The organism is Flavobacterium sp. CFBP9031, from assembly GCF_034044945.1.
Taxonomy (GTDB): Bacteria; Bacteroidota; Bacteroidia; order Flavobacteriales; family Flavobacteriaceae; genus Flavobacterium.
On record NZ_JAXCWF010000001.1, the window covers coordinates 714,093 to 728,236 of the forward strand.

The 14,144-nt window shown below is 30.4% G+C and carries 12 protein-coding genes; 2 read left to right on the forward strand and 10 right to left on the reverse strand.

Annotation, left to right across the window (positions count from 1 at the left end):
* Positions 1-50: 50 nt before the first annotated feature.
* The 10 genes from SOM12_RS03065 to SOM12_RS03110 form a co-directional block, all read right to left on the reverse strand.
* Complete coding sequence (locus tag SOM12_RS03065) at positions 51-1,469, reverse strand: undecaprenyl-phosphate glucose phosphotransferase (protein ID WP_320492339.1); 1,419 nt, start codon at positions 1,467-1,469, stop codon at positions 51-53.
* Positions 1,470-1,483: 14 nt separating this feature from the next.
* A complete protein-coding gene (locus SOM12_RS03070) occupies positions 1,484-2,224 on the reverse strand; it encodes a WecB/TagA/CpsF family glycosyltransferase (protein ID WP_320492340.1) in 741 nt (246 codons plus the stop codon).
* Positions 2,221-3,393 carry a glycosyltransferase gene (locus tag SOM12_RS03075; protein WP_320492341.1) on the reverse strand — a complete coding sequence of 391 codons (1,173 nt, stop codon included), beginning with the start codon at positions 3,391-3,393 and terminating at the stop codon, positions 2,221-2,223. Before SOM12_RS03075 ends, SOM12_RS03070 begins: the two co-directional genes overlap by 4 nt.
* A gap of 2 nt (positions 3,394-3,395) precedes the next feature.
* Complete coding sequence (locus tag SOM12_RS03080; RefSeq protein ID WP_320492342.1) at positions 3,396-4,289, reverse strand: sugar transferase; 894 nt, start codon at positions 4,287-4,289, stop codon at positions 3,396-3,398.
* Between the two features lie 205 nt (positions 4,290-4,494).
* Entirely contained in the window at positions 4,495-5,388 is an 894-nt protein-coding gene (locus SOM12_RS03085; protein WP_320492343.1) for a glycosyltransferase family 2 protein, read from the reverse strand.
* Positions 5,389-5,400: 12 nt separating this feature from the next.
* Positions 5,401-6,753, reverse strand: a complete 1,353-nt coding sequence (locus tag SOM12_RS03090; RefSeq protein ID WP_320492344.1) for an O-antigen ligase family protein — start codon at positions 6,751-6,753, stop codon at positions 5,401-5,403.
* 9 nt (positions 6,754-6,762) lie between these two features.
* Positions 6,763-8,127 carry a lipopolysaccharide biosynthesis protein gene (locus SOM12_RS03095; RefSeq protein WP_320492345.1) on the reverse strand — a complete coding sequence of 455 codons (1,365 nt, stop codon included), beginning with the start codon at positions 8,125-8,127 and terminating at the stop codon, positions 6,763-6,765.
* Between the two features lie 163 nt (positions 8,128-8,290).
* Positions 8,291-9,418 carry a GDP-mannose 4,6-dehydratase gene (gene gmd, locus SOM12_RS03100; RefSeq protein WP_320492346.1) on the reverse strand — a complete coding sequence of 376 codons (1,128 nt, stop codon included), beginning with the start codon at positions 9,416-9,418 and terminating at the stop codon, positions 8,291-8,293.
* Between the two features lie 31 nt (positions 9,419-9,449).
* Positions 9,450-10,400, reverse strand: a complete 951-nt coding sequence (locus SOM12_RS03105) for a GDP-L-fucose synthase family protein (RefSeq protein ID WP_320492347.1) — start codon at positions 10,398-10,400, stop codon at positions 9,450-9,452.
* Positions 10,401-10,411: 11 nt separating this feature from the next.
* Positions 10,412-10,837: an adenylyltransferase/cytidyltransferase family protein gene (locus SOM12_RS03110; protein ID WP_320492348.1), complete on the reverse strand. Its 426-nt coding sequence runs from the start codon at positions 10,835-10,837 to the stop codon at positions 10,412-10,414.
* Between the two features lie 327 nt (positions 10,838-11,164).
* Here SOM12_RS03110 and SOM12_RS03115 point away from each other — a divergent pair, with 327 nt between their 5' ends.
* Complete coding sequence (locus tag SOM12_RS03115; protein ID WP_320492349.1) at positions 11,165-12,130, forward strand: T9SS C-terminal target domain-containing protein; 966 nt, start codon at positions 11,165-11,167, stop codon at positions 12,128-12,130.
* Between the two features lie 90 nt (positions 12,131-12,220).
* Positions 12,221-14,083, forward strand: a complete 1,863-nt coding sequence (locus tag SOM12_RS03120) for an ABC-F family ATP-binding cassette domain-containing protein (protein ID WP_320492350.1) — start codon at positions 12,221-12,223, stop codon at positions 14,081-14,083.
* Positions 14,084-14,144: the final 61 nt, after the last annotated feature.

Genomic DNA, 14,144 nt, shown 5'->3' on the forward strand with positions numbered 1-14,144 from the left:
TGCAAACATACTTTTATAAAAAGGGGGTATTTTTTAAATTTGGAAGAAATCTAATACGCATTTTTTTCTCCTCGAAAAACATTAATAATTGTTTTTATAATGATTTTCACATCAAGAAGTAAACTCCAGTTTTCAATGTACCAAATATCGCATTCTACTCTATTTTCCATATCAACCAGTGCTTTGGTTTCACCGCGATAGCCATTAACCTGTGCCCAACCAGTTATCCCTGGTTTGGCATATTGCCGAACTAAATAATTATTGATTAACTCACTATATTCTTGCGTATGATACAACATGTGGGGGCGTGGTCCAACTACCGACATATTGCCCAAAAAAACATTAAAAAATTGTGGCAATTCATCAATACTTGTTTTACGAATAAAAGCACCAAATTTTGTAACTCGTGAATCCCCTTTCTGAGCCTGCTTCTCATCTGCAGAAGCATTAACACTCATACTTCTAAATTTAAAACATGTAAAAGATTTGTTATCCCGCCCAGATCTATCTTGTTTAAAAAAAACAGGACCCGGAGATTCTACTTTTATAATTAGCATTATAATTGGAAACAACCACGGAAATATTAATAAAATAACCAATCCTGAAAAGCAAATATCAAAAGCTTTTTTCAATAATCTATTTACTGCATATTCTAAAGGCTCACGGCGAGACATTAATACAGGCATATTCTCATAAAAAGAAATTTCAACTCTACTTGATTTAGTATACAACTGAAAATCAGGTATAAATTTCACGCGAACCATATGCTGCTCGCAAATATCTATTAAGTAATTAATGATATTAACATTATCGATATGCAATGCGATATACATTTCATCAACATGAACTTTTGCCATGTAGTTCTGAATATCATTAAACCCACCCAAAATAACATCGTTTGCTAAATGACGGCTATTTTCATTTTCATCAAAAAAACCTAAAAATCTATAACCATAATTTAAATTTTTGGCTAATATTTTGCGTATGCTCCTACCCTTGTCGTTAGCTCCAACAATAACAAAGTTTCTATAATTATATCCCTTAGATCTAACATATTTTAAAAATCGCATCAAAAAAAACCTTGATAGCATCAATAACACAAAGAAAAACACATAAAAACAAAATAATTGCATCCTAGAAATATTTGAATATTCTAGAAAAACCACAAAAACTGCAACAATAGAAGCGTGAATAATAACTTTTTTAATTGTTCTGCTTAAAATTGACTCTAAGGTTTCTATCCTAATAATTTTATATGAATTCTTATAAAGCAATAATCCAATCCATATTAAATTACCCAACAAAGAAATAGTTTGTGTCTCTTTTATGGATATGACATCAAGATCATCAGACTTAATCAAACCAGAAACAAAGACTGAGACATTTAACAAAATCATATCCCAAACAATAAATAGAATTTGATAGTATCTCGAGAAACTATATTCAGATAGTTTTTTTAAAATTTTCATAATTGAAAAGAACTCTATTTGAAAAAACTTTTGATTTTTTTTTCTAAAATTAGTTTAACAAAAACTGGCCCATAATATAAATATCTTTTCCACATTCTTTTGGGTTCTTTTATTAATCTCACAGACCATTCTAAACCTAAATTTATCCATACTTTATGTGGTCTTACCACTGTTCCTGCATAGAAATCGAAAACTGCTCCGATTGAGCAAATAACTTTTACATCTAAAATTTCTTTAAACTTATAAGCCCATTTCTCCTGTTTTGGCGCTGTCATTCCAATGAACAATACATCAGGTTTGAAATCATTTATTATCTTTATTATTTGTTGATTATCATTATCTGAAAATTCATTTTTAAAAGGAGGTGAAAAGGATTCTACTTCCACATCAGGAAATTCGTTTGAAATTCGCTGAGTAATTTTATCAAGTGTATTTTGAGAAGAACCCAAATAAAAACATTTTCCTTTTTTTTTATTTAAATCGTTTAATAAATAGTGATGAAGATCAGCTCCAGCTATCTTAGAAATTTTTTTATTATTCAACAATTTTACAGCAGCTACAATTCCAATTCCATCCGGCAAAAGAATGTCAGATTCCTGAAGGGCTTTTTTAAATGTTAAATCTATTTCTGCGATACAATAAGAATATTGATTAATAGTATTAATCAATGTTTTTTTGTCTAAAAAACAATTAGACAAATCATCCTTAAATATTTTATAACTAAGGCATGGTTCAAATAACATTTCATTAATCATTTCACTTCATTTCTTTTATTAATAATTGACATATAGATATCGTTGAAATATGATAATTGGGAGTTTACCGAATATTTCTCTTTATAAGTTTGATAGGCATTATTTTGAATTTCTTTTCTAACTTCTTGTGATAGTTTATCAAATGATTGTAGTGTTTTTATTAAGTCCTCTGCATTACCTTGCTCAAAATGAAAACCATTTAAATTATTAGAAACCATAGAAGACATCGCTCCTAAATTTGATGCTATAACTGGCGTCCTGCATGAAAAAGCTTCTATTATTGTCATTGGCATTCCTTCATACCATATTGATGAAAAAATAAGGGCTTGAGCTTTTTTCAATTCTAATCTAACTTCTTTATTTTGTATGCTTCCTAAGTAGCAGATATTCTTATTATCTAAACTTGCATTTACAACAAGCTGTTTTAATATACCATCTCCTGCTATCTTGAGTTCATATGAGGAATTCCTAAAAGCATCTATTAATACTTTTACCCCTTTCTCATCTGACAATCTTCCTACAAATAAAAAATGATTTCCCCTTTTAACTTCCAACTTAGTTTTGTTGGTCATTACAAAATTTGGCTTAACTGCAAATTTTTCGACAGGAACATTAAAATTAGATTTTTGAAAAAGTTCAACTGCAAATGAAGTAAGGCACAAATATTTTTCAATTTTTGACCAAGTACCTATTTTTTTATGAAACCAGATAATAAACGAAAGCCAAAACGTTTGGAAAAACGAGGATCTATAAACTTTCTTAAATATTGCTGTATAAGGAAATCTTTGATATAGGCTATGACTAAATAATTGCCCTTTGTTGAGTAAAATACCAGAAGGGCATAATAAACGATAATTATGAATTGTATGAACAACTGGAATTTTTAATTGACTTATTTTTCTAAAAACCAAGGGGCCTAAAGCAAAGTGCCAATTGTGTATATGAACCAAATCAGGTTTAAATTCCCTAATTTTTTTTTTTACTTTTCTCGCAGAAGAGACGTTCCAAATTGAGCCCAAAAATTGCATTGCTCCCCTCCATCCTAGATGATTTTGAAAATATATAACCTCAACAGTATGATGTTGTTTTAATAAATTCAATTCTTGATCTACAACAATATCTTCGCCACCAAACATTTGATAGCGCGTATGAATTATGAGAATTTTCAATTTTACTGAAACAAATTAATCACTTTGTACTTAATTCTAGAAAGAATAGAAAATGGTTTAGTGAATTGCTTTATTATTTTTGGATCTAAACGAATGTCTGAAGAAAAAAGGAAGTTTGTTTTTAACCCACTGTCTAGAATTGTTTGAAATCTATTATATGTTTCTGTTGTATTGCTTGCATCTTTTGTAAAACCAACATTTTCAATTTTTGAAACAAAAGCGTGCGCAGAAAACAAATCATATTTAAATTGATGATAACACCAACGAATAGCCCAAGAATTTATCTTTCCTTGCATCTGACGATCCAGCATGTTTGACATATCAGAACCCATCTTATTAAAATTATTTCTTGCTTTCCTGTTTTCTTTAAATTCATTGTAATCACTAACATTCCAGTCAATTTTTAACCAACGATTTCGCCATGTTGCCCAGCCTGTTGAACTTGATCTTTGAGTAAAGTAATTATCAAATTCTGTATTAACTTTAATTGGCATACTAAATCCTGCAATTGAAAACACTTTTGATTCGTCCTTATAAAAGAGAAGAGCTTCATTCATAAAATTTAAAAAATTTGCACTGCTCACAAGATCATCTTCTAATACGATGACTGTTTCATGAGTTTTCAAAACTTGGCTTACACCATCTCGAATTGAATTTGCTAATCCTTTATTTATTGATGCTTCATAGATCGTAATACTTTTAAAACCATTAATAGAATGCAAATATTTTCGAACTGCAGTTACAGCTGTCTTATCTAAAGATGTTTTTGCTTCATCCGAAAAAATATAAAGGTCCGATTTCTCAGCCAGGTAATTTTTTTGAAGTGATTGTACTGTTTTTTGTAAAGTCCCTAGACGCTTATATGCGAAAAGGACTACTGGAGAAAAATTATTCATTTGTTTTTTTTTAAATCATTCTTTTTGCAAAAGCATAATACTGACCCACTAATTATAGAATTGTAAAAAATTTACTTTATAAAGGAGGATAAATTCATAGAAGACCTATCAATTTTGAACTTTTATTGAGGTAAGAAATTTCTTTTTCATTGGTAAATCCAAAACCATGTCTAAAAAAATCAAGCCTACAATCAGTATTAATTATTTAATAATCTTTAATTTGAAAACGAAAGGCATATCCAATTTTCCCTAATTGATTGCCTAGTTTTGCCAACATTTTAATAAAATATTTATTTGGACTAAAAATCATTCTGATAATTAACAAGAAACTCACCATAAAACCTCCAAAAACACTGTATAGCCATTTTATACAGCCAATAAAAAAATGATTGTTTTTAAAAAGATGATTTGAATAATTATATCCTGAACGATATCCTCTTTTATAAAACCAAGATGCTTTTAATCTTTTAAAATCTTGTGTTTCGTATATAATAGCTTCATTTGAAAATATAATTTTTGCTTGTCTTGATAATAAAAAATTAAAAAAATCAGAGTCCTCTCCACCTGTGTGATTAAATTCTTCAAGAAAAGCAGGGGTTCTCAAATTAAAAATTTCTTTACGAACTAAAGTATTTCCCGTATATCCTTCATTTATTCCTGCACTTTCACCAGTAATTCTGTTCTTACGAAGAAAAAATGAACTCTTTTTAATATAAGAAGGAAAATAGTCGGGAATTTCATAAATCACTTTACCTAAAACAACATCAGCTGAATATTTTTCCTGACAACTAACCATGTTATTCAGCCAATCACGATCGGCATATTCATCATCATCAATAAAAAGAAGAAATTCTCCATTTGATTTTGATACTGCCATATTTCTTGCATAAGACAATCCTTTTAAGGGTTGGAAATAATATTGAACTCTTGTCCTATACTTGTAAACTATTTCCTGAGCAGTTTTTCTGGCGTCATTATCTACAACAATAATTTCATATTCATAACTCGTGTCTTGTATCAAAACAGATTCAATACATTTTTCCAATAATAAAGGTCTATTATAAGTACATATAGCAACCGTAATCTTTTTATTTATCATCAGTTTTTACATTTAATTGATATTCTTCTTTAGTCCACTTTGCACAAATCCCTGTGAGGGCACTGAATTAAGAATAGATACAATAATTAAAAAGAATATGATATTTAAAAAATTTTTGGGCTGAAGGTAACTGGATTCTACTAAGTTGTTAAAAAGAAACAAAACAAAAAAGAAATTAAAAAAAATGACGTACGAAGAATTAGATTTCATTTTGGATAATTTGTTCAAAATACTAGACAAAAAACATATAAATAAAGAAACACCTATTAGCCCATATTGAACATATAAATCTATTAATCCATTATGCGACTGGCCTATTTCTGCAAAAAGCGCATTATCAATTTTAGATGAGGGTGCGCCTGTTTTACCCCAGAAACCTCCAATTCCATAACCACATAGTGTTTTATTCTCCAATTGAACCTTATCTAAAACATCCCTCCAAATTTGTGTTCTCCCTGTTAAAGTTAAATCTCTTTTAAAATTTGATGCTGATACATTAACATTTGAAAAGGACAAAACCGACAGATCTTTTGAATTTGTAAAAAAGAAAAAAGAAAAAAGAATTATTGAAATAAGTAATAATACCTGCAATATTCTATTACTTAGGCTATAAAAAAAATAAATCAATAAAATCAATGTAATCAATAACAAGTTTGTAAAACTTTGACTCATGAAAACAAATACTATCCCAATTGACAAAAAAAAGAAAAAAGAAAGATTATTATTAGCACGTTTACATCTCGTGGAAAAATACAATCTATCAGAAAATAAAGCAACAATTGTCAAAGAAGAAAACTGTCCCAAAGTATTAGGTTGGTTAAAAATGCTTTGATATCGACCAATTAATGTTGTTGAAAAACCATTTGCAAAAAAAATCACAAGATATAACAACATTAATATCATTAGTATTTTTAATACTTTAAGCAATGTTGCAGAAAATTCTATGTTATATTTATCAAACAAAACGATTAGGCTACAAACTTTAATAAAATAGCCAATAGTTAAAAAAATCAAATTAATTGATTGACTAAACATATTATCTAGAACTAAAACACTCGAAAAGAAAGTTAAAACCAAAATAATGATGATTTTTTTTGCTTTTGTAACGAGTTGTAAACTTGCTTTTTTATTATTCAAAAGAACCAATGCAGAAAGTAGAACAAAAATAAAATTTACAGAAGTTGTAAACCACCCGAGCCCAATTTCTGCAACATCACCATATTTAAAACCTAAAAATTTCAAAACAAGATCAGGTCCAGTAATAATATTAGTAAGTTGTAAATAAACAAATAGCAAGATACGTGAACTAGGTTTCTTCGTCTTTAATTGTCTTTTAAAATTTCTTCTAGTAGATGCTAATTCCACAATGCTATTTTATTTGCTCCATATATTTTTATCTGTATGTGCTAAAACCTTATTAGTTTGAATCCAAAGAATGATGCTCATTCCTACAAACATTAATAAATTAGAAATTACTATTCCGTTTATTCCGATTTTTTTTGCCAAAAAACAACATAATGGAATATTCACAATGCAGACAATTAAATAAATATATAGTTGTAATCTTATCTTACCTACTCCATTTAAAAAGTAACTATTTAAATTTAAGCACATATAGGCGATTACATATAAACTTAACAAAAGTGATAACTTAAATGGTATTTGTATTGAATCGCCTAACCAAAACTTATATATAAAATTTGAAAACACCAAGATCAGGGGAACAATAACAATCGAAATAAAAAACCATATTTGCCTTATTTTTTTAACGCTATTTTTTATCCACTCATAATCTCTTTTTGCATTTGCATCTGTAAAAGCACTCCAGTAAGGGTTCATTATAATTGAAAAAAGCATAATTACTGTTGAAAACAATTTAAGAGCTACATTAAATTTTGTAACAGATTCTGGCCCTATAAATTTTGAAATAATAATATTATCTGTCTGAAGCAGTATTATTGAACCTATTTGAATAATAAAAAAGTGTCCTCCAACTTGAAATATTTTTTTTGAATAGCTAAAATCTACGTGAGAAAATGCCGGAGCAATATTTTTAAATTTAGTTTTATAAAAATATAAGCTGGCCAATGTCAGGATTATAACAGGATTCATTGTTAAAGCTAATACTAGAACCGTAAGATTTCCCTGAATCGTTTTTTTCATAATGTAAATAGTGATTAAAACACATAATTGTCCAATTAATAATAATAATCCAGCGATAGCAGGCTTATGGACCGCAGTAAGTACTGTGTTGATTAATTGAACTACAAATTGCACACAAAAAGAGCCGAAAATTATTAGAACTGCTAATGAAATATCATCTTTTACAGATTCAGGAATATTTAAAAAAGTTTGCCAATCGATATAAGGATTTAAAAAACAGAAAAATACAAATAAGCCAAGAGAAATTATTAGCAAACAGGCATAGGTTGTACTTACATATATTTTAGCAAGCTGAAACTCATTTAAAGCTAATGATTCTGCTAATTTATTTCGAAGACCATTACCCATTCCTATATCAAAAAAGCTCATCCATCCTATCAGCGAACTAATAGTCAACCAAATACCATATTGCATAGAACTTACGTAATTTATAGTCATAGGGACCAATAATAATCCTATAACGATGCTGGCCCCTTTAATAAAAAAAGAAATTGCTATATTCTTTTTTGCTAAAATGGTTCTGCTATGTCCGTCTGAAAAAAAAGAGTAAATTTTTTGCTTAATTTTTTTTATCACTACGATTTAAATGCTTTAAACTTTACACAAAAGAGTTATAAAACTAATTTTGAATTGTTCTTTAGTTTGCATGTTAGATACTATTTAAAATTCTTGTTTCGTAATTTTAATATTCTCTGGTTTGTCTTCTCATTTTTAACTGTTTTGTCTACTGCAGACAACACTATTCAAAATAATTTAAAGTTTTATACCCAACTTCATTTAAGTATTGCTCTTTTTGCATAAGTTCCAAATCGCTTTGCATCATATCTGTGACTAAAGCCTGTAAATCATAATTACATTCCCAGCCTAATTTGCTCTTTGCTTTAGCTGGATCACCAATTAGTATGTCAACTTCTGTAGGCCTAAAATACTTTGGATCAACTGCCAATACTTCTTTACCAATCTCTATTTGAAAATTAGGATTATTACTAGCTTTTACATACCCTTTTTCATCAACTCCATTGCCAATAAATTCTAACTCAATTCCGACTTCGGCAAAGCTCATGCGTACAAAATCTCTAACAGCAGCTGTCTTACCTGTTGCAATTACCCAGTCTTCAGGTTTATCTGCTTGCAAAATCATCCACATCATCCTAACATAATCTTTAGCGTGTCCCCAATCTCGTTTAGCATCTAAATTTCCCAGATACAATTTATTTTGCAATCCGAGTGCAATTCTAACGGTTGCTCTTGTAATTTTCCTGGTTACAAAAGTTTCACCACGTCTTGGAGATTCGTGATTGAACAAAATACCATTACAGGCAAACATATTATAAGCTTCCCGGTAATTTTTTGTTATCCAAAAACCATAAATTTTAGCAGCACCATATGGAGAACGCGGGTAAAATGGAGAGTTCTCATCATAAAAACCTTTTTCGTTCTTATTTTCTGGCAAACCTCCATATAGTTCAGAAGTTGAAGCCTGATAAATTCTTGTTTTTTTCTCAAACCCTAATATCCTAACTGCTTCTAAAATGCGTAAAGTACCAATTCCATCAACATTTGCTACATATTCTGGAGAATCAAAAGACACTTTTACATGAGACATTGCACCTAAATTATAAATTTCGTCAGGCTGTACTTCTTGAATAATTCTAATAATATTAGTTGAATCTGTCAAATCTCCATAATGCAATTTGAAATTTACATGCTGATCATGCTGATCCTGATAAAGATGATCTATTCGCTGTGTATTAAAAGACGACGCACGCCTTTTAACCCCATGCACCTGATATCCTTTTTCTAATAATAATTCAGCCAAATAAGATCCATCTTGACCTGTGATTCCCGTTATAAGTGCTACTTTCATACTTTATTCAACTTTGGACAGTGTAGTTCCTTTATAATTTTATCTGTTTAAAATTTTCAATGTTTTTTGAAAACCAATCGTAAGTTATTTTAATCCCTTCGTAAAGCTCTACTTCGTGCTTCCATCCAAGTTTATGCATTTTTGAGACATCCATAAGTTTCTTTGGTGTACCATCAGGCTTATCAGCGTCCCAAATAATCTTACCAGTATGGCCAGTAACTTGCTGCACAATTGCGGCAAGTTTTTCTATTGTTAAATCTTGACCTGTTCCTATATTGTATAAATAGTGAGGTAGCCTGTTCTCTAAAGCAAAAACAACCGCTTTAGCCATATCATCGACATACAAAAACTCTCTCATTGGCTTTCCGCTCCCCCAAAGAGTTACTGTGGCGTTATTATTTATTCTAGCTTCATGAAATTTTCGAATCATAGCTGGTAAAACATGTGAAGTATGTAAATCAAAATTGTCATGCGGACCATACAAATTTGTTGGCATTAGGCTTACAAAGTCTTTTCCAAACTGTTTTCTAATAGCTTGACAAGCTTTTATACCCGCAATTTTTGCAATAGCATACCATTCATTAGTTGGCTCTAGAACATCCGTTAACAGATAATGCTCTTTTAGTGGTTGTGGAGCTAATTTTGGATAAATACAAGAACTTCCCAAAAAAATAAACTTTTCTACTCCACTTCGCAAGGCAGTATCAATTAGATTATTTTGAATTTGCATATTCTCCATTATAAACTGATAAGGAAAATCATTATTAGCTAAGATTCCCCCAACACGAGCAGCTGCATCAATCACAATCTCAGGCTGCATGTCAGCAAAAAAATCACAAACTGATTTTTGGTCTCTTAGATCTAATTCTGCACTAGGAAGTCCAACTAAATTTGTAAATCCTCTAGCAATCAAAATTTTCCAAATGGCACTACCTACCATTCCATTATGACCAGCTATGTAAATTCTGCTATCCTTTTTCATAATCTCCACTTTTATTTTACCTTCGACAACTCTCTAACCGCTACCTCTTTCCTCAACCCACTACTTGAAAAACGATGATCACGTTTGTTAAAATAAAGGTCAATACCTTTTTCTTCACAATATAATCTACCTGTAAAATTTTTATGTTGATATTCATCGCCTATTATGCGGACATCTATTTTAAAAGATCTTAGAATGTCTTCTAAATCTTGTTCTGTCGAATACGGAACAATTTCATCTACAAACTTGCACCCTTTAAGCTGGATGTATCTTTCAACCACTGTTTGTGTAGGACTATTTTTTTCAGGACGATCTAATGCCGGATCTATCTGTAATCCAACAATTAAATAATCACACTGTCTTTTCGCCTCTTCCAACATCTTTACATGACCTGCATGTAGTAAATCAAAAGCGCTAAATGTTATTCCTATCTTCATATATTATTGAATAGTTAGTAAAAAAATATCCAAAGAGCATAGCTTCGCTTCTCCGAGTCACATAACTCGGATCCAAATTCTTATTTCAGTAAAAAACTTCCAGAAAATGCTTTATTTTACAAGAGGGAGCTTTTTAATTTTTGCAAAAGTAGTGTAGTAAAAGTATAATCAAAAGACAAAAAGAAAGAAATGTCTTATTTTAATATAAAAAAGTCTAGTTTTCCTCTTACAAAAAAATTAGGTTATAAAAAATATTAGAAATGCGGATATAACGTATCTTTAGCTATTAAAAGCTACTTTTACAGAGACATTCAACGAAATCTTCAAATGAAAAGAGCGATATTACTTTTTGCATTGTTTACCTCCTCAGCCTATAGTCAAATTTCGGGTTGCACAGATTCACTGTCCAAAAATTACAATCCAAACGCAAAACTAAATGATGGAAGCTGTATCTATCAAAAAGTAGATTTAAAACCAGAATATTCTAGACAACTGAGTGATTCAATAAAAGAAACCTCTGGCTTAATTGCTTTTAAAAATTTACTCTGGACACATAATGACGATCATGACGCTACGATTTATGGTTTGGATACTTTAGGAAAAATCAAGAAGAAAATCATTCTTCCTGAAACTGTCAATCATGATTGGGAAGAAATCTCACAAGACAGCACACATCTTTATATCGGCGATTTTGGCAATAATTATTCTGGAAATAGAACCGATTTGAAAATTCTTAAAATTGAAAAAAAATCTTTTTTAGAGGAAAATCCGAAAATTGAAACTATTCTCTATTCTTATTCTGACCAAACTGATTTTTCTCCATCAAAACCAAACAAAACCGATTTTGATTGTGAAGCATTTATTGTTTCTAAAGACAGTATCTATCTGTTTACCAAACAATGGAAATCGTCTAAGACCAATATTTACGCTTTATCAAAGCAAGAAGGGACACAAATTGCAAAACTTAAGGCAACACTTGACACCAAGGGTCTGGTTACTGGTGCCACTTATTTAGAAGACAAAAAACTAATTGCTTTGTGTGGCTATACCAAAGTGGGAAAACCTTTTTTATACCTGCTCTACGATTTTAAAGATCAAGATTTTTTATCTGGAAATAAAAGACGAATCGATTTAAAACTTTCTTTTCATCAAATTGAAGGAATTGCAACAAAAGATGGTTTACATTATTTTTTAACAAACGAATCTCTTGTTCGAAAACCTGTAATAAATGTTCCTCAGCAAATTCATTATTTCGATTTAAGCTCCGTTCTAAAGCTGTATCTACATAAATAATTCGCAAATGCAAGATAATAGTTTACTTTTGCAGAAAGTTATGTTTTAGAAAACATTCATAACTCATAATTTATAACTTATAATTACAAAGTGAATTACTTATCAGTCGAAAATATATCAAAGTCATTTGGAGAAAGAGTCCTTTTTGACAACATTTCTTTTGGAATTAATAAAGATCAAAAAATCGCTTTTATTGCAAAAAATGGTTCTGGAAAAACAACCATAATGAGCATTATTAATGGTTTGGAAGAACCAGATACTGGACAAGTTGTTTTGAGAAAAGGAATCAGAATGGCATTTCTGTCACAAGACAATAATCTTCAAGATGAACTTACGATTGAAGAAAGTATTTTCGCTTCAGATAACGAAACGCTTAAAGTTATTGAAGCTTATGAAAAAGCTTTAGAAAATCCTGCTGACGAAGAAGCTTACCAAAAAGCTTTTGACGCTATGGATCAGCATAATGCTTGGGATTTTGAAACGCAATACAAACAAATTTTATTCAAATTAAAGCTGGAAGATTTCAAACTTAAAGTTAAGAATCTTTCTGGAGGACAGAAAAAACGTCTTTCGTTAGCCATAATTCTAATCAATCGTCCCGATTTATTGATTCTAGATGAGCCAACCAACCACTTAGACCTAGAAATGATCGAATGGCTTGAAAGTTACTTCGCTAAAGAAAATATTACGTTGTTTATGGTAACGCACGACCGTTTCTTTTTGGAGCGTGTTTGTAATGAAATTATAGAATTAGACAACGGAAAACTATACCAATACAAAGGAAATTATTCTTACTACTTACAGAAAAAAGAAGAAAGAATCACTTCTGAAAATGCTAGTGTTGACAAGGCTAAAAACTTGTTTGTAAAAGAATTAGAATGGATGCGACGCCAGCCAAAAGCGAGAACAACCAAATCTAAATCACGTCAGGATGATTTCTATGTTATTAAAGAAAAAGCACAAAGCCGACGTAAAGAAAATAAAGTTGAGCTTGAAATTAATATGGAAAGAATGGGAAGCAAAATCATTGAGCTTCATAAACTTTCTAAAAAATTCAAAGACCGCGTTATTCTCGACAATTTCAGTTTTGATTTTCAACGTGGGGAAAGAATCGGAATTATCGGTAAAAACGGAACTGGAAAATCGACCTTCTTAAATCTTTTGACAGGAACAATTCCGCCAGACAGCGGACGTGTTGTTAAAGGAGATACCATAAAAATTGGTTATTACACACAGTCTGGAATCAATCCAAAACCGGGCCAACGTGTTATTGATATTATAAAAGAGTATGGAGAGTATATCCCGTTGACAAAAGGAAAAATTATTTCGGCTTCGCAACTATTGGAGCGTTTTCTTTTTGATGCCAAAAAACAATATGATTATGTTGAGAAATTAAGTGGTGGAGAATTAAAGCGTTTATACTTGTGTACGGTTTTAATTCAGAATCCGAACTTCTTGATTCTAGATGAGCCTACAAACGATTTGGACATTGTAACACTTAACGTTTTAGAAAGTTTCCTTTTGGATTATCCAGGATGTTTATTGGTAGTTTCTCACGACCGTTACTTTATGGATAAAATTGTCGATTATTTATTTGTCTTTAGAGGTCAAGGCGAAATAGAAAATTTCCCAGGAAACTATTCTGATTTTAGAGCTTACGAAGACAGTGCTGATGTTGCTCAAAAAGAAGAAAACAAAGCAGAAAAGAAAGACTGGAAACAAAACAATCCAACTGGAAATCTAAGCTTTAACGAACAAAAAGAATATCAGAAAATCGAAAGAGAAATTAAAGATTTAGAAGCTGAAAAAGCCAAAATCGAACAATTATTCTCTGACGGAAAAATTGCAGATGCCGATATCGAGAAAAAAGCAAACGAACTTCAAAACATAATTAATAAAATCGAAGCAAAAGAAGAACGCTGGTTTGAACTTTCTGCTAAACTTGAAGGATAGATTTTTTGTTTCAAGTTTCAGGTTTAAAGTTTCAAGTTTTACTTTTTAAAAGAATTACTAG

Coding starts and splice junctions, on each gene's coding strand:
- SOM12_RS03110 (WP_320492348.1), bottom strand. CDS start 10,837: ATGAAGATAGGAATAACATTTAGCGCTTTTGATTTACTACATGCAGGT.
- SOM12_RS03085 (WP_320492343.1), bottom strand. CDS start 5,388: ATGATAAATAAAAAGATTACGGTTGCTATATGTACTTATAATAGACCT.
- SOM12_RS03115 (WP_320492349.1), top strand. CDS start 11,165: ATGAAAAGAGCGATATTACTTTTTGCATTGTTTACCTCCTCAGCCTAT.
- SOM12_RS03105 (WP_320492347.1), bottom strand. CDS start 10,400: ATGAAAAAGGATAGCAGAATTTACATAGCTGGTCATAATGGAATGGTA.
- gmd (WP_320492346.1), bottom strand. CDS start 9,418: ATGAAAGTAGCACTTATAACGGGAATCACAGGTCAAGATGGATCTTAT.
- SOM12_RS03070 (WP_320492340.1), bottom strand. CDS start 2,224: ATGATTAATGAAATGTTATTTGAACCATGCCTTAGTTATAAAATATTT.
- SOM12_RS03080 (WP_320492342.1), bottom strand. CDS start 4,289: ATGAATAATTTTTCTCCAGTAGTCCTTTTCGCATATAAGCGTCTAGGG.
- SOM12_RS03065 (WP_320492339.1), bottom strand. CDS start 1,469: ATGAAAATTTTAAAAAAACTATCTGAATATAGTTTCTCGAGATACTAT.